Consider the following 20,794-nt stretch of genomic DNA (forward strand, 5'->3'; position numbering starts at 1 on the left):
AGCAGGTCGAACGGCGGTGAGACGGTCCGTTCCCGACGTATCCACACCGGGACCGCTGACCCCGTCGCTCGCGAACGGCTACTCACAGGAGTTCGACGATCGAGCGAGTCAGCGATTCGGCCGTCACGAGCGAGATCAGAAACATCAGCACCACGGCGGCGATGAAGACCGCTTGCTCGAGTCGACTCGGGTCGGCGTACCGTTTGATCGCCGCAAACAGCGCCAGGGCCGTGATCGGCAGGCCGACGACGCCGTTGACCGCGGGCATCAGAAGCGCCAGCCTGACCGGTGTAAACTCGGTAAACGCCAGGATCGGGATCGCGAGGGCGACGGAGAGCCCGATCAGGAAGTGAACGGTCCGACGGAAGTGCATGTCGCCGAACTGCGTGTGCAGCGCGTAGGATTGAGGCACCATGAACCCGGCGGCGAACAGCGTGCCGGTCGCGCTCGTAAAGGATGCAGCGCCGACGGCGAGGACGAACACGCCGAGGACCCACGGCCCGACCATGTCGATGAGCGGCCGTGCGGGTGCGGTCAGCGTGAGCGTCCCGTCGGGAACGGCCATCGCCGCCGCGATGATCACCGTCGCGCTGAGGGCGACGACGGCGGCCAGTCCGAACGTGTGGTCTTTCCGGTACCGGGAGACGGCCTCCCAGTCCTTCTCGTGTTGCATGCTCGTCTGAATGAAGAAGTTCGGATAGTAGACCGTCGTCCCCATCAGCGCGATGATCATCGTCAGGTAGTCGAGGTCGGCGGCGATCGTCGGGACGAAACCGAGGGCGACCCCCCCGAGCGACGGCTGGAGGTTCGCGACGATAACGAGATACGAGGCGAAGATCCCGAGCACGAGCGTGGCGATGACGCCCTCGATACGGCTGTAGACACGGAGCTCGACCAGCGAGATACCGAGCGCAGCCATGAGGATAATTCCCACGCACAAACTCGAGAGCGGGGTGAGAAAGACCAGTGCGGCCCCGGCGAGTGCGTAGTTTGCGACGCTCCAGAACTGCATGATGAATGCGATGCCGATGGCGAACGGTTTCGCCGCCGTCGGTCCGATCACGCTCCTGATGTACTCCATGAGTGGTTCGTTTCTCGCCGCCAGCCGGGCCGACATCTCGTGCATCGTTAGCCCGACGCCGAGCGCCAGCGGCAGGACCCACAACAGGCCGAACCCGAAGCTGACGCCCGCCTGCGTCAGAATGTACACGGACCCGGCTCCGAAAATATTCGCCGCAAAGAGGAGCCCGAGCCCGTATTGATGAATTGTTTCTTTGGCCTTTTCGACGGAAACGTCCACCGCGGTACTGTGTTCTTCCATAAGTCGTGGCATCCCGAAAAGCGGCAGGTGTCTCGGCCCCCTCGAGCCACCCGACGGCTGCGCGGTTCTCGAGGCGGTTCGGACGGAACCCACGCACCTGTGTACACCTGTTCGGAATGCTGTACCAGAGTGACGGCTGGGAGTCGGTTGAGGGGAACGCTTGAGATAGCAGACGGCTCTTTCGTTCGCTGGCTCCGAACGAATCGCCGCATTCCCGCGAGCGCGGCGTGTGCTGGCAGTACGTTCTTGTGTGTCCGGGACGGACGGACCGCCGTAGGCCAGGTTGCCTTCAGAAGAAGGCCTATATATTTCTATCCCTTACCAGAGGTGAAGACTGAAATCTATGCAAGGACAATCCAATCAGCAGGCGTACGATCGGGGAATTACCATCTTCTCCCCGGACGGACGCCTCTACCAGGTCGAGTACGCCCGCGAGGCCGTCAAGCGCGGCACCGCGAGCGTCGGTCTTCGAACGTCCGACGGCGTCGTTCTCGCCGCCAACCGGCAGGTCAGTTCGCCGCTCATGGAACGCGAGAGCGTCGAGAAGATCCACAAGGCCGACGACCACGTCGGCGTCGCGAGCGCCGGCCACGTCGCCGACGCCCGCCAACTCGTCGATCTCGCTCGCCGCCGCGCACAGGGAGAACAGCTCCGCTACGGCCAGCGAATCGGCGTCGAAACGCTGACCCGCGCGGTCACCGACCACATTCAGGAGTACACCCAGACCGGCGGTGCCCGGCCGTTCGGCGTCGCCCTCCTCGTCGGCGGCATCGACGACGGCGAGCCGAAACTGTTCGAGACCGACCCTTCGGGGACGGACTACGAGTGGAAGGCGGCCGCTATCGGCGGCGACCGCGACACCATCCAGGGCTACCTCGAGGAGCACTACCGTGAGGACCTCGACGTCGACGGCGGCATCGAACTCGCCTTGAGCGCGCTCAGCGCCGCCGAGGACGACCTCGTCGATGCCGTCGACGTCGACGTCGCGACGGTCACGACCGACGACGAATCGTTCCGATCGGTCGAAACCGACCGCCTCGAGTCGATCCTCGCGGAGGTCGACACGCCGGAGGAGACCGATGAATAACTGGACTCAGCCGTCGACACCCCAGGGGAACGGCGACCCGTCGCCGTACGAGCCCGAACTGGGATCGCTTCCCGACGGCAGCCAGGCCAGCGACGACTACGGCGAGAACGTCAACTCCACGGGGACGACGACCATCGGTATCACGACCGACGAGGGCGTCGTCATCGCGACGGACATGCGTGCCAGTCTGGGCGGGCGGTTCGTCTCGAACAAGGACGTCCAGAAGGTCGAGCAGATCCACCCCACGGGCGCGCTGACGCTCGTCGGCTCGGTCGGCGGCGCACAGTCGTTCATCCGAACGCTGCGGGCCGAGGTCAACCTCTACGAGTCGCGTCGCGATGAGCCGATGCCCATCGAGGCGCTGGCAACGCTTGCGGGGAACTTCGCCCGCGGCGGCCCGTTCCGAGCGATCAACCCCATCCTCGGCGGCGTCGACGCCGAGGGGAGCCACGTCTACAGCATCGATCCCGCCGGCGGCGTGATGGCCGACGACTACACCGTCACCGGCAGCGGGATGCAACTCGCCTACGGCCTCCTCGAGCAGGAGTACGAGGACGACCTCTCGCTCGAGGCCGCCCAGTCAGTGGCGGCTCGTGCGATCGAAAGCGCCGTCGAGCGCGATACCGGCTCCGGCAACGGCGTCTTCCTCGCGGCGATCACCGACGAGGGCGTCGACATTCGGGGTCACGACGACTTCGACGCGGTTATCTAGGCCACAGCGGGGCCGTTCGCTCGGCGCTGTCCTGCTCGCGCTCGCGCGCGTACACGTGACTTTTATTAGGGCCGGACTGCTATCCGAAAGCAGGTTTTACATGTCCCAGGAAAGCGAGTACGGAGCCGGGCAGATTCAGGTCTTGGAAGGCCTGGAGGCTGTACGAAAGCGACCGGCGATGTACATCGGCTCTACCGATTCTCGAGGACTCCACCATCTGGTCTACGAAGTGGTGGACAACTCGATCGACGAGGCACTGGCCGGCCACTGCGACGACATCACCGTCTCGATCCACGAGGACGGATCGGTGAGCGTCGCGGACGACGGCCGTGGTATCCCCGTCGATACACACGAGGAGTACGACCGCCCTGCGCTCGAGGTCATTCTGACCGTCCTCCACGCCGGCGGCAAGTTCGACAACAAGTCCTATCAGGTCTCCGGCGGCCTTCACGGCGTCGGCGTCTCGGTCGTCAACGCCCTCTCCGAACGCCTCGAGGCCGAGGTCAAACGCGACGGCGTCTTCCGTCACGCGTTCGAGGCCGGGGAACCCGTCGGCGACATGGAGCGCGTTCGCGACATGGAACCCGACGAGGAAACGGGCACGGAGATCCGGTTCTGGCCGGATACCGACATCTTCGAGACCGGCGAGATTTCGTTTTCGACGCTGTCGAACCGGCTTCGAGAACTGGCCTTCCTCAACTCGGGGGTTCGCATCACGCTCCGGGACGAGCGCGAGGAGACCGACGAGGGCGAGACGGTCGCCGAGACCTACGAGTACGACGGCGGCATCCGCGAGTTCGTCGACTATCTGAACGAGACGCGCTCGGCGATGCACGACGACGTCATCTACTTCGAGGACGAGGCACAGAACATCCAGGTCGAAGTCGCGATGCAAGCCACCGAGGAGTTGCAGGGTTCGATCCACGCCTTCGCGAACAACATCAACACCCGCGAGGGCGGGACCCACCTCACCGGCTTCAAGACCGCGCTGACGCGGTGTGTCAACGACTACGCCAACGAGAACGACCTCCTCTCGGACCTCGATAACAACCTCAAGGGCGAGGACATCCGCGAGGGGCTGACGGCGGTCATCTCGATCAAGCACCCTGATCCCCAGTTCGAGGGGCAGACCAAAACGAAACTCGGTAACTCGGAAGTTCGTGGCATCGTCGAGAGCGCCATGCACGAGGGGCTGGGTACCTACTTCGAGGAGCACCCCGACACCGCCGAGGCGATCGTCGCCAAGGCCGTCGAGGCCGCGAAGGCCCGGATGGCTGCCCAGAAGGCCGAGGAACTCACCCGCCGGAAGTCCGCTCTGGAGTCCACCTCGCTGCCCGGTAAACTGGCCGACTGCCAGACCAAAGACCCCGACGAGGCCGAACTGTTCATCGCGGAGGGCGACTCCGCGGGCGGCAGCGCGAAACAGGCCCGCAACCCCGATTTCCAGGCTATCCTGCCCATCAAAGGGAAGATCCTGAACGTCGAGAAACACCGCCTCGACCGCATCCTCGAGAACGACGAGATCCGGAACATGATCACCGCCATCGGGGCAGGGATCGGCGACGAGTTCGACATCGAAGACGTCCGCTACAAGAAGATCATCATGGCGACCGACGCCGACGTCGACGGGGCACACATCCGGACACTCCTGTTGACGTTCTTCTACCGACACATGCGGCCGCTGCTCGAGGGCGGCTACGTCTACGCCACCCAGCCGCCGCTGTACCGCATCCGGTATCGCGGCGAGACCTACGACGCGATGACGGAGGCCGAACGCGACGCGATCGTCGCGGAGAAGTGCGACGGTACCCCCTCGCAGGTCCAACGGTTCAAGGGGCTCGGCGAGATGAACCCCGAACAGCTCTGGGAGACGACGATGAACCCCGACAACCGCATCTTAAAACAGATCACCATCGAGGACGCGGCCGCGGCGGACAAGATGTTCTCCGTCCTGATGGGCGACGCCGTCGAACCCCGCAAGCAGTTCATCAAGGACCACGCCCCCGAAGCCGAGTGGATCGACATATAGACGACGTGACGTAACCATATGAGTTCAGACGTACCCGATCCGACGGACGTAGAGGCACGGTCAGTCGAAAACGTCCGTATCGAAGACGAGATGGAGCAGAGTTACATCGACTACGCGATGAGCGTCATCGCCGGTCGCGCACTACCGGACGCCCGCGACGGGCTCAAACCCGTCCACCGGCGCATCCTCTATGCGATGCACGAGATGGGCGTTTCGAGCGGCTCGAGCCACCGCAAGTCCTCCTCGATCGTCGGGGAGACGATGGGTGACTACCACCCACACGGCGATAGCGCGATTTACGACACCTTGGTCCGGATGGCACAGGACTTCTCGATGCGGTATCCGCTGGTCGACGGCCAGGGGAACTTCGGCTCGATGGACGGCGATCCGGCCGCCGCACCCCGATACACGGAGGCCCGGATGGCCCCCGTCGCCGAGGAGTTGCTCGAGGACATCGACAAGGACACGGTCGACTTCTCGCCGAATTACGACGACCGCCTGCAGGAACCCGACGTGCTTCCGGCGGCGTTTCCGAACCTGCTCGTCAACGGCTCTTCGGGGATCGCGGTCGGGATGTCGACGAACATCCCGCCGCACAACTTGGGCGAGGTCATCGACGCGACGATCGAACTGATCGACGATCCCGACGCGACGGTCGACGACCTGATGGCGCACGTCAAAGGCCCCGACTTCCCGACGGGCGCGAACATCGTCGGCCGCGACGCCATCTACTCGGCGTACAAGACCGGCCGCGGTCGCCTCCGAGTCCGCGCGGAGTTCGAGGTCGAGGAGTGGAAGAACGGGCGCGAACGGATCGTCGTCACCGAACTCCCATTCCAGGCCAACAAGGCTCGCCTGGTCGAGCGCATCGCCGACGACGTCAACGAGGGCGAGATCGAGGGGATCTCGGACCTGCGCGACGAGTCCGACCGCGATGGTGTCCGGATCGTCATCGAACTCAACCGCGGGGCCAACGCCGAGGTCGTCAAGAACAAACTGCTCGAGAACCACCTCGAGCGGACGTTCGGCGTGATCAACCTCGCGCTGGTCGACGGCCAACCGCGCGTGCTCTCGCTCAAGGAGACGCTCGAGGAGTACATCTCCCACCGTCGCGAGGTCGTCCGCCGACGCAGCGAGTACGACCTCGCGGAAGCCGAGGACCGAGCACACATTCTCGAGGGACGGCTAACGGCCGTCGAGAACGCCGAGGACGTGGTCGAGTTGATCCGCGACAGCGAGACGCGGTCGGACGCGAAGGCGAACCTCCAGGCGGCCTACGACTTCTCCGCGGACCAGGCCGACCACATCGTCCGGATGCAACTGGGCAGCCTCACCTCGATGGAGGCTGCCGAGATCAACGAGGAGTACGAAGCAGTCCAGGCCGAGATCGAGCGGCTGACGGCGATCCTCGAGAGCGAGTCCGAGCTGCTCTCGGTGATCAAAGACGAACTCCGCGAGATCAAAGACGAGTACGCCGACGACCGTCGGACCTCGATCGTCGAGGACGAGGGGACGGTCACCCACGAGGACCTCATCCCGGAAGAGGAGGTGTTCGTGGTCATGACCGAAGACGACTACGTCAAGCGGATGCCGATCGAGCAGTTCGACCCCCAGGGTCGCGGCGGGAAAGGGATCATCGGCGCGGACGTCAAAACGGACGACAACGTCTCGACGGTCTTCCGGGCGAACACCCACGATTACCTGCTGTGCTTTACGAATCAGGGTGCAGTCTACCGGCTCAAGACCTACGAGATCCCCGAGATGGGGCGGACCGCACGCGGGAAATCCGCCGTCAACATCCTCGATCTCGATCCCGGCGAGGACATCACGGCCATCGTCGACACGGACGCCTTCGGCGACGACGAGTTCGTGACGATGGCGACCCGGAACGGCTACGTCAAGCGCACGGCCGGCGAGGAGTTCGACAACATCCTCTCGACGGGAATCATCGCCGCGGACTTGGAAGAAGGCGACGAACTCGTCGACGTCGAGGTCACCGACGGCTCGCAGGACCTCGTCATCGCGACCGAAGGCGGCATGACGATCCGCTTCGACGAGGCGGAAGTCCGCGCGATGGGCCGGAACGCACGCGGCGTCAACGGCATCAAACTGCAGGAGGGCGATGCCGTGGCTGGCCTCGTCGCGACCGACGAGGGCGACGAGCAGGCGCTGCTGACCGTCACGGAAAACGGCTACGGGAAGCGAACGCTGCTCTCCGAGTACCGCACTCAGTCCCGGTACGGCAAGGGGCTGATCGACATCAAGACCGGTGAGCGAAACGGTCCCGTGACGGCCGTCAAGGCGGTCGACGACGACGATCAACTCGTGTTGATGAGCGAGCGCGGCCAGATCGTCCGGACCCGCGTCGACGAGATTTCGACCGTCGGCCGCAACACGATGGGCGTGATCGTCATGGCGGTCGAAGACGGCGACGCGGTCGCCGCGGTCGACGACATCCCGGCGTCGGCGACCAGCGACGACACGTCCGACGCGTCCGAATAACGCGTTTCCGGCGACCGGAAACGACTCGAGACCGGCGGTTGGGGTCGGTCGACGGCAGCAAAACGAGGAGTACTCGAGTCCGTAACGAGTTGCACGCTGATCGCGCGGTCGGCATGCGATCGGAGATCAAGAGACGGCAGCGGCGACGCTCGAAGAGAGGGAGAACGCGGCCGCCCGGCGGATCAGTGAGCCGGTTCCTCGGCGGGCGCGACCATGTCGTCGATCCGCAGGATGAGGATGTTGTTCGTATCGTCTTTGCCGTCGACCGTCCCCTCGATGAGGAGCTTCGAGAGCGGCGTCGGGCCGACGGTGACGGAATCGTCCTCGTGAATTTCGCTGAGTGTGCCCTGAATGTGGATCTCCGCACGGCAGAGTTCCGGATGGTGAACGCTCGAGAGGTCGATCTCTTCGATGATGGTGTCGTCGATGGGTTCGCCCTCGTGTTGCATCGGGACGGCCGCGGGTTCGTCCATCTGCTGGATCTCGAGGGCCTCGTAGGCGGCGGCCGTTGGTTTGTAACCGCCCTTCGGGCCGGGGACGCCTTCGACCAGTTGGAGGGCCTTGAGGCTCTGCATCTGGTTGCGGATCGTCCCCGGGTTGCGGTCGACCTGTTCGGCGATGTCCTCGCCTTTGATGGCGTCTTCGGTCTCCTTGTGGAGGTTCGTGAGCGCGCGGAGGATTTTCTTCTGGCTCGGCGTGAGTTCGATTGATGACATAGGTATTTATTCGTATTTGGATTCCTTAAACCCGGCGGGTCAGCGGAATCGTTTCGCCAGGATTGTGACGTTTGAATCGGGTATGGGAAGGTGTTTCTCTTCGTTCGCCAGGGAGAGATCCGGGTATTTTATTCCACGCCCATCGGATTGGAAATAGCATTTCACTACGCCGGACGCCGTCGAGACCCACTCGAGGCGACCGGGCCGGACCCGCCTCCCAGCGGGGTTCGATTGCGTCACAGCAGCCGCGACCCGGTCCCATCCGAGTTGGGGAGTCGCAGTCCGGATCGACTACGGCTCGGGCTCTGCGGGCGCTGCGACCCAGACGTGGCTCGCGACGGATTCCGGTAGTGAAACGGGGTCGTCGGCCTCGCTCGAGCGGGCCGTCACCATCCCGAAGGGTGCGATCTCGATGATCTCGAGTTCGACGCCGGGCTCGACGCCGTGCTCGGCGAGATAGGAGAGGACTTCCGGATCGCGGTCGGCGACCTCGGCGACGGTCACGACAGTCCCCTCCTCGAACTCGGCGATCGATTTACCCTCGGGCCGTGTCGGGGGTTCGAGGTCGGCGCTCGGAATCGGCGAGCCGTGGGGGTCGACCTCGGGTTCGCCGAGGGCGTCCGCGACGCGCGCCTCGAAGTCCTCGCTGATGTGGTGTTCGAGTCGATCGGCCTCCGCGTGGACCTCCGACCAGTCGTAATCGAGGTGCTCGGTGAGGTAGGCCTCAAGCAGCCGGTGATGGCGGACGATCTCCAGGGCGACTGTCTCGCCCTCGTCCGTCAGGGTTACGCCGCGATACTTCTCCCGATCGACGAGTTCCCGGTCCTCGAGTTTGTCGAGCATGCTGGTGACCGTCGGCGACGTGACGTCCAGCTCATCGGCGATCTCCGAGGTCTTGATCCGATCGTCGGTCTCGCGTTGAAGCTGGTAGATCGCTTTGAGGTAGTCTTCCATCACGTCGCTCAGCATCATGCTGTGCCGAGTTTAGACGGGTCTAACCCTAAAGCTGTCGCCAGGGCGACCGCACCGCAATCGCCACGACCAAGCCGGCCGGTGATCTATCGGGCGTATGGAACGGACCGTCAGAATCATCGGGGCACCGATGGACTACGGAGCGAACCGCCGAGGCGTCGACATGGGACCGTCAGCGATTCGATACGCGGACCTCGCGGACGGCCTCGAGCGAGCAGGCGTCGACCCCGTCGACGACGGCGACCTGACGATGCCGCGGGCGGAAGAGCGCGATCCGGACGCCGACCAGCCCAGTCGGGGGGATGCGAAGTTCCTCCGGGAGATCGAGGACGTCTGTAAACGGGTACGCGACCGGGTCGCGACGACGCTCGCGGACGGCGAGTTCCCGCTCGTGCTGGGCGGGGATCATTCGGTCGCGATCGGGTCGCTGACCGGTTCGGCTCGCGACGCCGACCTCGGGGCGATCTGGTTCGACGCACACGCCGACCTCAATACGCCCGAGACGTCTCCCAGCGGAAACGTCCACGGGATGCCGCTGGCCGCCGCCCTCGGCCGCGGTGCGTTCGGCGAGACGGAGTGGGCACCCGCGCCTCGGCTACGGGAGTCGTCGATCGCCTACGTCGGACTCCGGAGCATCGACGACCGCGAGCGCGAACTGATCCGCGAGAGCGAGATCACCGCCTTCACCATGGCCGACATCGACCAGCGGGGGATCTCCGCGGTCGTCGACGACGCCCTCGCGGTCGCGACCGACGGCACCGACGGCGTCCACGTGAGCCTCGACCTCGACTGGCTCGATCCCAAGACGGCACCCGGGGTCGGCACCCCCGTCCGCGGCGGTGTCACCTACCGGGAAGCCCACGCCGCGCTCGAGACGCTCTCCCGACGCGACGAGGAGCAAGGAATCCTCCGATCGATGGACGTCGTCGAGGTGAATCCGATCCTGGACGAGGGGAACGAAACGGCGACGCTGGCGGCGGAGCTAACGGCCAGCACGTTCGGCAAACGTATCCTCTGAAGGCACTGACGACGGCGTTCGGACGAGCCGATGGCCTGTCAATAGTAAACATACCGATTCCTGTTTCAACAGCTTTGTATCATAGTGATTCCCAGTGTGGGATATGACTGAGAACGTCGTCGTGCTCGGTGCTGGATACGCCGGTACCGGTGCAATCAACAAGCTCCAGTCGGAGCTCGGGGGCAACGCGCGGCTGACCTGGATCGCCGATGTCGACTATCACCTCGTGCTACACGAAGCACACCGCGTTATTCGGGACCCGGACGTCCGGTCCGACATCACGTTCCCGACCACGCAGATCGCCGACCCGTCGACCCGGTTCATCCAGGACGAAGTCACCGGCCTCGACATCGACGAACAGGTCGTCGAACTCGCCGACGGCGACGACGTCGAGTACGACTACGTCCTCGTCGGGCTCGGCAGCCAGACCGCCTACTACGGCATTCCGGGTCTCGAGGAACACTCACTGACCCTCAAGAGCTTGGACGACGCCCTCGAGATCCACGAGGCCGTCAGCGATGCCAGCCGCGACGCGACCCGCGGCGAGCCCGCCCAGGTCGTCATCGGCGGTGCCGGCCTCTCCGGCATCCAGACCGCCGGCGAGATCGCCGAGTTCCGCGACGAACACCGCGCCCCCATCGAAATCCACCTCGTCGAAGCGCTCGAGGAGATCTTCCCGGGCAACGATCCGGAGATCCAGCAGGCGCTGCGCGACCTGCTCGAGGAAGCGGGCGTCCAGATCCATACGGACGACCCGATCACCGAGGCCACTGCGGATCACATCGAGTTCGACGAGGGCGAGCCCCTAGACCACGACGTTCTCGTCTGGACCGGCGGCATCACTGGACGGGACGCGATGGGGAACGCCGACCTCGAGAAGGAACACAACCGCGTCAACACCGGTGCGAACTTCCAGACCTCCGACGAGTGCGTGTTCGCGATCGGCGACTCGGCGATCATCGATCAGGGCGACCAGCCCGCACCGCCGACGGCACAGGCCGCCTGGCAGGCCGCGGAGGTCGCCGGCGAGAACATCGCGCGTGCGATCGAGAACCGACCGCTCCGGACCTGGGAACACGAGGACAAGGGGACGGTCGTCTCCGTCGGGGAAAAGGCGGTCGCCCACGACGTGAAGCCGGCCTTCGGGATTTCCCTGCCCGTCGATACCTTCGGCGGCCTCCCGGCCCAGAACCTGAAGAAGATGATCGCGGCCCGCTGGATCGCCGACGTGACCTCCTGGAACGAAGCACGGAAGTCCTGGTCGTCGCTGTAGTCCCGGCGTTTGAACCCAGGGTAGCGGTGGGTCGCCCCATCGGTACGGCCGGCGTCGTCGTCTCGCGGACCGATCCCATCGCGGACTGTTTTTGCTCGAAGTCGGTACGACGTTCCGACCGGATCGCTATCGCAGGCCGAGCGATGCGTCGGGGGCGACGGGTTCGACGTCGCCGGCCGCCGCCGCTTCGTTGTAGATGTAGCCCCACATGGCGAACGCGAGGTTTGCAGTGTACGCCGTGAACACGAAGTACAGCGGAATCAGCAGGACGATACCGAGAACGGTAATCGCGAGGACTACCGCAACGATACTGGCCGCGATCGACAGGACGAACCAGAACACGAACAGGAGGACGACGCCCTTGAGATAGTGTCGCGAGAGCGCGAACTCGAGGAGGCGACCGTTCGAAAACGTCTCGGTGAGACTGCCCGTCCCGATCAGGACGGGGACGATCGCCCCGGCGACGTAGACGCACGCGAATACGAGCAGTGTCCCGATCGCGAGGAGGACGAGTACGAGCGCCGAGGACTCCCCGACCACGGCGATCGCGCCGATGAACGCGGCCACGAGCACACTGAACGCGAGTGCGACGCCGAGATAGACGCCGACGAGGATCAGTCCGTCCGTTCCCAGTCCGCCCCAGTCGTCGAACGAGGGGACGTCGCCGTCTCCTCGCGCCGCCGCGCGACCGACGCGGTAGGAGTAACCGTAGGAAAACAGCAGCGGTACGAGGAGGAAGGACAAGAGAAGGAGGACGGAGTCGATCAGCAACGGCTTGCCGCCCTTCCCGAGCGGGAACGCGAACGAGAACTCGAAGATATCCCTGTCGTGGGACCGCGGTTCCGACGCGCCGGCCGGCCCCGGTTCCCGGTGGGCCGTCGCCGCGCCACTGGTTTCCGCGGTATCGCCGCTCCCCCACCCGGAGTCGTCCCTCGTCGAATCGGTGCTCGACCACCCGGACGTATCGTCGCGTGCGGAATCATCGGTCGACCACCCGGACGTCTCATCGGTCGTAGGAGTATCGGTCGACCATCCGGACGTGTCAGTACTTGCCGAGTCGGTACTCGACCACCCGACCGTGTCGTCGCTTCCGGAATCGTCGGTCGACCAGCCCGACGCAGTACCCGTGTCATCGTCCGACCCGGATAATTTCGCCCCACACTCCGGACAGAGGATGGTCCCCGGTTCGAATTCCTCGTCACAGTCGTGACAGTACGACATGGACAGGGATTCGTTCACTTCGGTATAGTAATTCTGTTCTCGAGGATACTCGTCGCGACCGAAGCGAGGACGGTAACCGGGAGACCCACGCTACGATACCGGAAGGGGACCGAACGGAGACGGTTACGTCGCAGCCGGAACGTCGTCGTCGCCCATTTGCCGGGCCGGGACGCCGGCAACCGTCGCTCCGGGTGGTACGTCGCGTGTCACCAGCGAGTTCGCCGCGACGCTTGCCCCCTCGCCGATCTCGACGCCCGGGAGGACGATCGCACCGGCCCCGATCATCGCCCGTTCGCCGACGACGACCTCGCCCGTTCGATACTCGTCCTGAAGGAACTCGTGACAGAGGATCGTCGCATCGTAGCCGACGATCGCGCCCGCCTCGACCGTGATCAAATCCGGCCAGAAGACGTCCGGCGTGGCCTCGAGCCCCCACGAGACGCCCGCGCCGACCGTGACGCCGATCCGTCGGAGGAGCCAGCGCTTGAGTCGGAGGCTAGGCGAGATCCGGACGAGCCAGACGACGACGTAGTTGATCGCGACCCGGAGCGGGTTGCGAGCGGCGGTCCAGTGGGCCAGCGAGTTTCGCGGCCCGGGCGTCTCGTGACGCTCGACGCGGTCGTGTCGCGGCGTCGGTTCGTCTGAAGCTGTCACTGGCCGTCACGTTTGACGCAGTAGTACATCAAACCGAGCGATGCGGAACCGGCTCTCGACGCGCCGAGCGCGATCGAGTCGAACGAAAGCCGCGGTTCCTCAGTCGCGGCCGTCCCGCGCGGCCGTTCGATCACTGGGGAGGCCGACCAGTTCCCGGAACGCAGCGCCCGAGAGTGCACACCGATAGGCGGGCTTGAACATCATGTTCGTGCCGCCGGCCCGAACGTTCCACTCGTCGGCGATCTCCTCGCGCAGGTAGTACTGCGCCCGCTCGTTGCCTTCCTTGACGTAGTAGTCGCTGAGCCGGATCGGATCGCGCTCGAAGAGGCCGCCCGGCTCGCGGCCGTCGACGATCACGACCGGTTTCTCGAGATACAACTCGCCGTCTCGGGCGCGTTTCGCGTGGGCGTTCGCCGGATGCGCCTCGAGAACGGCCGCGCGTTCGGCCGGCGGCGTGTCCGGCCCGACGACGACCACGTCGTCGACGGTGATGTAGCCGATCAGGTAGCGGTGGGCACGGTCCCCGTTGGGCCGTCGCAGGCCGGCGTAGAACCCAACGACGTCGCCCGACTCGAGCGCGCGCAGCCGCGAGACGTAGCCGCTGGTCCGGTGTTCGCCGTACGTCAGCGCCTCGAAGTTCGGGTCCCGGTGGAGCGGCCAGGACTCGAGGGCCTCGCCGGTGACGGTTTCGGTCCCGTCGTGCACTGGCTGGGGCGTGATCCGGGTCGTCAGGTCCGCGGCGGTGCCGTCGCCGGCTCGGAGCTCCCACGAACCGAGCGTTTCGGACTCGTCGGTCGCCCGCGTTTTCTCCGGGATCGGGACGTATTCGAAGCGCCCATCGTCGTAGAGCGGGGCTAGTGCGCCGACGTTCGTGCTGTCAGCGCCGACGCCGGCGAGAACGACAGTCATGGATTCGTCTCCGTCGATCGGGCCGACGGAGCGATAAAGCCGCCGATCGGTCGCCGAACCCCGCGCGGCGTCGTCACGATTGGCTGTCACGGATGGCCCACGACGTGTCGGTCCCCGGCAGCTACCGCGAGGCGAAGACGGCGCTTTCGCGGGCACACGGACCGACTCGAGCCGCTCGAGACGTTCCTGCCACGGGACATGGTCGGGGTCCGCGAACGGCAGGCCCGACTCCGAGACTGCGGCCGTGGACACGGAACACGGTCCCGGTGCGCCGCCGCGGACGGATCGGGTTCATAACAACTGTTATCGGGACGGCCGTTCCAAAGCCGCGTATGCGTGTCACCTTTCTCGGCACGGGCAGCGCGATGCCCACCGGCGAACGCTTTCAGGCGGGGCTTCTCGTGCAGGACGACGGCCGAACGCTGCTGCTAGATTGCGGTGCCGGCGTGCTCCAGCGACTCCAGCAATCCGGCGTCGGCTACGAGAACGTCTCGACCGTTCTCCTGACCCACCACCACCTCGACCACGTCGCCGACCTGCTGCCGCTGTTGAAGGCCCGCTGGCTCGCCGGCGAGGACCACCTCGAGATCGTCGGCCCGCAGGGGACCAAAGGGTTGGTCGACGACCTGCTTTCGGTCTACGACTACATGCAGGACAAAGTCGATCTGCAGGTTCGAGAGGTCGTTCCCGGTGAGTTTTCGATCACGGGGTTCGACGTCGCCGCCTACGAGACGCGTCACTCGCTGCCGTGTTTGGCCTACCGGTTCGACGACCGCTTTACCTTCAGCGGCGACAGCGAGGCGTTCGCCGGGCTAGCGAACTTCGCGGAGGGGTCGGCGATCCTCGCCCACGACTGCTCGTTCCCCGACGACGTCGACGTTTCCAACCACCCGACGCCCGAGACGCTGGGTCGGCAACTCGACGGCCGCGACATCGGGCGTGTCTACCTGACCCACCTCTATCCCCACACCGAAGGCCGCCACGAAGAGATGCTCGAGTCGATCGGTGCCCACTACGACGGCGACGTCCGGTTCGCCGAGGATCTCACGACGGTTTCCATCGAGTAGTCGCGCCGATCGCCGCCCGAATCGCTGCTCTTCTATCTCGTCGCGTAACGGTCACGGAGTACTGACAGTCGTGATCGCATGAGTTTATTTTATCCCATTTAATTTAATACCAATATATCCGTCACCCGGAACACGTATGTACCGCCGCGTTTGTAGGATCGTAACAACAGTATGGTCCTCACCGAAGAGACGGACACGAACGGAGCGGTGACCGAATGAGCGTTCCCGACCGGCTCGCGGACGCGATCACCACGCACACGCGGCTCGTGCTCGTGGTCCTCCTCGTCTCGACGGCGTTGATCGGTGCCGGAATGCCGATGGTCGACGACGACTCCTCGCTCGACCAGTTCGAGAGCGATTCGGAGGAAGCGAACGCTCTCGAGCGCATCAACGGGAACTTCACGAGCCAGCAACGGGAGAACACGACCAGCGTACAGGTGATCACGCGCGGCGACGACATTCTCACGAAGGAGTCGCTGCGCTCGTCGCTCGAGTTTCAGCAGGCACTCCGCGCGAACGAGTCGATCGACTCGACGCTCGCCGAGAACCAGTCGATCACCGGCATCGAGAACCTCGTCGCCATCACGGCGATCAGAACCGAGCGGGCCGCCGCCCTGAACGAGACGAGAGCGGACCTCGAGGACGGGCTCAACGAGACGGTCGAGCTTCAGCGGCAGTACGAGGCGTTGAACGAGTCGGTCGAGAGCAGTTCGACCGAAGCGCCGGCAGCAACCGCTTCGCCAACCGGGTCCGCCGAAAACGCCTCGGCCAACGAGTCGACCGCAGACGCGTCGCCCACCGAGGCCACCGAAAACGCCTCGAGTACCGAGTCGACCGACCCCGACTCCATCAGCGAGGACGAATACCGGATTCGGTCGGCCGAACTCGAGGCGCAGTTCGATGTCGTCGTCGAGGACGCGACGGCGGGACTCACCGAGGCCCAGACGGCCCAGTACGAGTCCGCAGTTCGGGAGGTTCGGGAGATCGAATCGCAGCGCTCCGAGATCCGGGCGGAAACGGCGACCCCGGCGGGCGATCCCGACTACCAGCGACTCTCCGCGCAACTCGAGGAGGCGTACCGGGCCGGGACGGCCGGCGTACTCGAGGACGAGTACGCGGCGCTCGAACGTGAGGACCGGCCGCCGCTCGACGAGCAGATCGCGGCGATCGAGGACCTGAGCGACGAGGACTACGAGCGCACCCTCGAGCGCACGCTTCCGTCGAACGGGTCCGACGACACCGCCGCCACCGCGTTACTGCCGTCCTCCTACGAGCCCGGACGGACCGAGGCCGACGCGCGGCTGACCTCCGTGATCCAGTCGACGGGCGGCGGCGACGCGAGCGGCATGGAAGCCGGCGCGGTCAGCGATCGAATCGTCGAGAGCCAACTCGACATTCGCGACCTGGCGGAGAGTCAAGAGCAGGAGTATCTCGTCTTCGGCGGCGGTCTCATGACCGACGAGATCGAACGGTCGATGGGCGACAGTCTCGCCATCGTCGGTCCGCTCGCGCTCCTGTTCGTCGTGGTCGCGCTGGTCGTCGCCTACCGCGACCTGCTCGATATCGTCCTCGGAATCACCGGCATCGTCGCCGTCCTCGTCTGGACGTTCGGCGTCATGGGCTGGGCCGGAATCGCGTTCAACCAGATGTTCGTGGCAGTCCCGGTGCTGTTGATCGGGCTCTCGATCGACTACGCGATCCACGTCTTCATGCGCCACCGGGAACAGCGCGAGGCCGACGGTCCCGACGGGACGGTCCGCGGCTCGATGACGGTCGCGCTCGCCGGCGTCGGCGTCGCCCTCGTCTGGGTGACCGCCACGACCGTCATCGGCTTCCTCTCGAACCTCGTCAGCCCGATCGGTCCCATTCGGGAGTTCGGCATCGTCAGCGCGGTCGGGATCGTCGCCGCGCTGATCGTCTTCGGGGCGTTGATCCCCGCCGCCAAGATCGAACTCGACGAGTTCCTCGAAAGCCGCGGCCTCGATCGCCGCAAGCGGGCCTTCGGGACCGGCGATAGCCGTTTCGGCGACGTGCTCGCCATCGGCGCGACCGCCGCTCGGAAAGCGCCGCTCGCCGTCCTCCTCGTCGCCGTCCTGCTCTCCGCGGGCGGCGTCTACGGTGCGACACAGGTCGACACCAGCTTCCAGCAGGAGGACTTCATCGCTGACAGCCCGCCGGACTGGACCGAATCCCTGCCCGGTCCGGCACAACCCGGCGAGTATCAGGCCAAAGACGACCTCGAGTACGTCAACCAGCACTTCCAGCGCCAGGACAGTCGGGCACAGCTCCTCGTCGAGGGGAACGTGACCGATCCCGACGCGCTCGCGCGGCTGGACGTCGCTCGCGAGGAGATCGCCGCGGACGGCGGCGTCGCCTACACCCTGGCGACCGGCGACGAGGACGTTCAGGACCCGCTCTCGACGATGGAGCGGGTCGCGGGACAGAACGAGTCGTTCAACGAGTCGTTCACCGCGGCCGACACCGACGACGACGACATCCCCGACGAGAACGTGTCGGCGCTATACGATCAGCTCTTCGAGCTCGACGGGGAGGCTGCGAAGCAGGTCCTCCATCGGACCGACGACGGGGAATATCAGTCGGCGCGGCTGATCATCGCCATACAGGGTGATGCCACGAACAGTGAGACGACGAGCGAGATGCGCGATATCGCCGGCACCATCGAGGACGGCAGCGACGGCCGCTGGAGCGCCACCGCGACCGGCGACCCGATCGTCGGGTACGTCGTCGAGCAGGACCTGCTCGATACCGTCCTCGAGAGCCTGCTGATCACGCTCGTGGCGGTCTTCGTCTTTCTGACCGTCGCCTACCGGCTGACGGGGAGCAGCGCGACGCTGGGGATCGTGACGTTGCTGCCGGTCGCGTTCTCGGTGAGTTGGATTCTGGGGACGATGTACTGGATCGGCATGCCGTTTAACGTCCTGACGGGGATGATTACGAGTCTCACGATCGGACTCGGCGTCGCCTACAGCATCCACGTCAGCGACCGCTACGCGCTCGAACTCGAGCGGCAGGGCAACGTCTGGTCGGCGCTTCGGACGACCGTTACCGGGACCGGGGGGGCGTTGCTCGGCAGCGCGGCCACGACCGTCGGCGGGTTCGGCACGCTCGCGCTCGCGATCCTCCCGGCGCTCCAACAGTTCGGGATCATCACCGCGCTGACGATCACGTACGCGTTCCTCGCGAGCGTCGTCGTGCTCCCGGCGTTGTTGGTCCTGTGGACGCGGTACTTCGGACCGGACGTCTCGTTCGATCCGTCCGAGCGACAGCCGGGAACGCCGACCGCGAGCGACGGCGGCATCGACCCGACTCGAGGTGACGACGAGTGAGCGGCGACGAAACCGCGGCCATCGACGCCTTCGAACAGCTGGGCCTCACCAGCTACGAGGCCAAGGTGTTCATCGCGCTGCACCGGCTGAGCGCGGGCACGGCCAGGGACGTCGCCGACATCACGGACGTGCCGCGCTCGCAGGTCTACAGCGTCGCCGAGAGCTTGGAGGACCGCGGCCTGCTCGAAGTCCAGCAGTCGAACCCGATCCGGTACCGCCCGGTCAGCGTCGAGGAGGCCCGAGAGACGCTTCGGAGCCAGTTCGAGCGAGAACAGGAGCGGGCGTTCGAATACGTCGAAGCCGTCGAAAGCGAACCCGAGGGGGAAGAAACCCAGGAGAACATCTGGACGGTTCGCGGACGGGACCGGGTCGACGACCGGTCGGTCGACATCCTCTCACAGGCCGAGCATCGGATCGTCTTCGGGACCCGCCTCCCGGAACTCGTCACGCCGTCGATCGAACGGACGCTCGCCGAGCGCGCGGCGGCCGGCGTCTCGGTCTCCGTCGTGAGCGGCCGGGATGCCGTCCGGGAGCAGTTCGCCGCCGTCGACGGCGTCACCATCGAACGCCCGCCGGCCCACCGGACGGACGATCAGCGGTCGGGTCGGATCGTCATCGCCGACGACGACAGTATCCTGTTGAGCGTCCGGGGCGGCGAGGACGGCGAAACCGCGATCTGGAGTTCTGGCTCGCTGTTTGCCTCCGTGCTCATCCAACTGATCGAGGCCAGCGACGAGATGGCCGTCGAGTGAGCGCCACGGACCCGCGGACAGTTCGCGCTCACTCGAGGCGATATCGCAACAGTGCCGCGATCCCGCCGAGGTTCGAGAGCTGCTGGCCGGGCGGGAACTCGCTCGAGAAGACCGTCACCTCGCCGCCTTTCTGCTCGGTCGTCCGGACGATGTCGTCGACGCTGATCGCCCACTCGCCGTCGGGTCCGCGTTCCCGCTGCAATCGATCGTCGAGCACGAGCAGGCGTTCGATCGCCCCGAACTCGGCGGCCTTTTTCACCTGTTCGGGACCATACGCCGCCTTCGCGCCGTCGGCGATGCGCCGCGTGAGTTCGTCGATGTACTCGGCCTCGCTCTCGATGCGGGTCTCCTCCTGTACGTCCGCGACCGCACCGCGTTTGAGCACCTCGTGGACCCCGCGGTCGCCGACGGCCGCCGTGTCGACCATCGTGACCAACTCGGCGACCGCGGGCTCGTTCTCCTCGAGATACTTGTAAGCGTCTTGCTTCGTAAAGCCCGGCCCCGCGAGGATGATCGCGTCGACCTCGAGGCGTGAGAGGACCGTCGCGAGTTCGTCGAACAGTTCCGAGCGGCCGCGGGCGTACTCGCCTTTGCCGGTCGTGCCGGTGATCGTCGCCCGTTCCTCGGTGCCGTACTGGGCGACGGTGTGGACGTGGGCCTGGCCTTCCTCGACGGTCGCGATCGCCACGTCCGGGTTCTCGGTGGCCTCCTCGGCCTCCTCGAGGCGGGCCGTCTGATCGGGTTTGAACCGCTTCTCGATCGAGAGTTCGTCGCGCGGTTCCACGTTGAGGGTGTGATGAAAGTGCAACTGATCCTCGCGCGAACAGGCGACGATCTCGCCACCGACCCGCAGCCGATTGGCAAACTTGTGGAACTCGACGGTCTCGACGGCGAGTGCAACCCACATGTGCTCGCGTTCGCCGCCGGTGTCGCGCATCTGGTCGTCGTTGCGCTGGATGCGCCGGGTCGTATCGCCCGCGACGCGGTCGCCGGGCTCGAGGACGTACTGTAGGTGCCAGAGGTCGTCGACGCTCTCGGGGACGACCGTCACCCGTTCGCGGCCGCCCTCGACCTGCTCCCGGTCTTTGATCTGCATGGAGGTTCGTTCGCAGGGTGGCGGTAAGTGGACTGCGATCGGTTCGTCCCGTTCGGCGATGCGACGCCGCGCCGGCGTTCGTGCGATCGCCTGCGCTCGGGAGGGACGTGACCGGGCT

The 20,794-nt window shown here is 65.6% G+C and carries 16 protein-coding genes; 9 read left to right on the forward strand and 7 right to left on the reverse strand.

Annotated elements, in window-relative coordinates; genetic code table 11:
• Positions 1-82: 82 nt before the first annotated feature.
• On the reverse strand, positions 83-1,321 hold the full coding sequence (locus ALTAJ2_RS11600; protein WP_007109596.1) for an NRAMP family divalent metal transporter: 1,239 nt from the start codon (positions 1,319-1,321) through the stop codon (positions 83-85).
• 343 nt (positions 1,322-1,664) lie between these two features.
• Here ALTAJ2_RS11600 and psmA point away from each other — a divergent pair, with 343 nt between their 5' ends.
• The 4 genes from psmA (at position 1,665) to gyrA (ending at position 7,651) form a co-directional block, all read left to right on the forward strand.
• Positions 1,665-2,408, forward strand: a complete 744-nt coding sequence (psmA, locus tag ALTAJ2_RS11605; RefSeq protein WP_007109597.1) for an archaeal proteasome endopeptidase complex subunit alpha — start codon at positions 1,665-1,667, stop codon at positions 2,406-2,408.
• Positions 2,401-3,120, forward strand: a complete 720-nt coding sequence (psmB, locus tag ALTAJ2_RS11610; protein WP_007109598.1) for an archaeal proteasome endopeptidase complex subunit beta — start codon at positions 2,401-2,403, stop codon at positions 3,118-3,120. Before psmA ends, psmB begins: the two co-directional genes overlap by 8 nt.
• Before the next feature lie 100 nt (positions 3,121-3,220).
• Entirely contained in the window at positions 3,221-5,149 is a 1,929-nt protein-coding gene (gene gyrB / locus ALTAJ2_RS11615) for a DNA topoisomerase (ATP-hydrolyzing) subunit B (RefSeq protein WP_007109599.1), read from the forward strand.
• An 18-nt stretch (positions 5,150-5,167) separates the two neighbouring features.
• The gene (gyrA, locus tag ALTAJ2_RS11620) at positions 5,168-7,651 is read left to right on the forward strand and encodes a DNA gyrase subunit A (protein ID WP_007109600.1); all 2,484 of its coding nucleotides are present in this window, start codon (positions 5,168-5,170) and stop codon (positions 7,649-7,651) included.
• 182 nt (positions 7,652-7,833) lie between these two features.
• Here gyrA and ALTAJ2_RS11625 read toward each other — a convergent pair whose 3' ends face one another.
• Together ALTAJ2_RS11625 and ALTAJ2_RS11630 are read right to left on the reverse strand one after the other, a co-directional pair.
• Positions 7,834-8,367: an Rrf2 family transcriptional regulator gene (locus ALTAJ2_RS11625; RefSeq protein WP_007109601.1), complete on the reverse strand. Its 534-nt coding sequence runs from the start codon at positions 8,365-8,367 to the stop codon at positions 7,834-7,836.
• A gap of 291 nt (positions 8,368-8,658) precedes the next feature.
• Positions 8,659-9,339, reverse strand: a complete 681-nt coding sequence (locus ALTAJ2_RS11630; protein WP_007109602.1) for a metal-dependent transcriptional regulator — start codon at positions 9,337-9,339, stop codon at positions 8,659-8,661.
• A 97-nt stretch (positions 9,340-9,436) separates the two neighbouring features.
• Here ALTAJ2_RS11630 and rocF point away from each other — a divergent pair, with 97 nt between their 5' ends.
• Together rocF and ALTAJ2_RS11640 are read left to right on the forward strand one after the other, a co-directional pair.
• Positions 9,437-10,357, forward strand: coding sequence for an arginase (gene rocF / locus ALTAJ2_RS11635; RefSeq protein ID WP_007109603.1), 921 nt, complete (start codon positions 9,437-9,439; stop codon positions 10,355-10,357).
• A gap of 103 nt (positions 10,358-10,460) precedes the next feature.
• Positions 10,461-11,630 (forward strand): NAD(P)/FAD-dependent oxidoreductase, encoded by a 1,170-nt coding sequence (locus ALTAJ2_RS11640; RefSeq protein ID WP_007109604.1) that lies wholly within the window; start codon positions 10,461-10,463, stop codon positions 11,628-11,630.
• A 126-nt stretch (positions 11,631-11,756) separates the two neighbouring features.
• On the opposite strand, the gene ALTAJ2_RS11645 is transcribed toward ALTAJ2_RS11640, so the two are convergent.
• The 3 genes from ALTAJ2_RS11645 to ALTAJ2_RS11655 form a co-directional block, all read right to left on the reverse strand.
• Entirely contained in the window at positions 11,757-12,851 is a 1,095-nt protein-coding gene (locus ALTAJ2_RS11645; protein ID WP_007109605.1) for a DUF4013 domain-containing protein, read from the reverse strand.
• A 123-nt stretch (positions 12,852-12,974) separates the two neighbouring features.
• Positions 12,975-13,505: an acyltransferase gene (locus ALTAJ2_RS11650; RefSeq protein WP_007109606.1), complete on the reverse strand. Its 531-nt coding sequence runs from the start codon at positions 13,503-13,505 to the stop codon at positions 12,975-12,977.
• 99 nt (positions 13,506-13,604) lie between these two features.
• Positions 13,605-14,414 (reverse strand): Nmad3 family putative nucleotide modification protein, encoded by an 810-nt coding sequence (locus tag ALTAJ2_RS11655; RefSeq protein ID WP_049900536.1) that lies wholly within the window; start codon positions 14,412-14,414, stop codon positions 13,605-13,607.
• A 332-nt stretch (positions 14,415-14,746) separates the two neighbouring features.
• Between ALTAJ2_RS11655 and ALTAJ2_RS11660 the strand changes: the two genes are divergently transcribed.
• The 3 genes from ALTAJ2_RS11660 (at position 14,747) to ALTAJ2_RS11670 (ending at position 19,580) form a co-directional block, all read left to right on the forward strand.
• The gene (locus ALTAJ2_RS11660; protein ID WP_007109608.1) at positions 14,747-15,481 is read left to right on the forward strand and encodes an MBL fold metallo-hydrolase; all 735 of its coding nucleotides are present in this window, start codon (positions 14,747-14,749) and stop codon (positions 15,479-15,481) included.
• 215 nt (positions 15,482-15,696) lie between these two features.
• Positions 15,697-18,828, forward strand: coding sequence for an MMPL family transporter (locus ALTAJ2_RS11665; protein ID WP_007109609.1), 3,132 nt, complete (start codon positions 15,697-15,699; stop codon positions 18,826-18,828).
• A complete protein-coding gene (locus ALTAJ2_RS11670) occupies positions 18,825-19,580 on the forward strand; it encodes a TrmB family transcriptional regulator (protein ID WP_007109610.1) in 756 nt (251 codons plus the stop codon). The genes ALTAJ2_RS11665 and ALTAJ2_RS11670 overlap by 4 nt, the downstream gene beginning before the upstream one ends.
• Positions 19,581-19,608: 28 nt before the next feature.
• On the opposite strand, the gene ALTAJ2_RS11675 is transcribed toward ALTAJ2_RS11670, so the two are convergent.
• Positions 19,609-20,676, reverse strand: coding sequence for an mRNA surveillance protein pelota (locus ALTAJ2_RS11675; protein WP_007109611.1), 1,068 nt, complete (start codon positions 20,674-20,676; stop codon positions 19,609-19,611).
• Positions 20,677-20,794: the final 118 nt, after the last annotated feature.

Source organism: Natrinema altunense (assembly GCF_000731985.1).
GTDB classification, from domain to species: domain Archaea; phylum Halobacteriota; class Halobacteria; order Halobacteriales; family Natrialbaceae; genus Natrinema; species Natrinema altunense.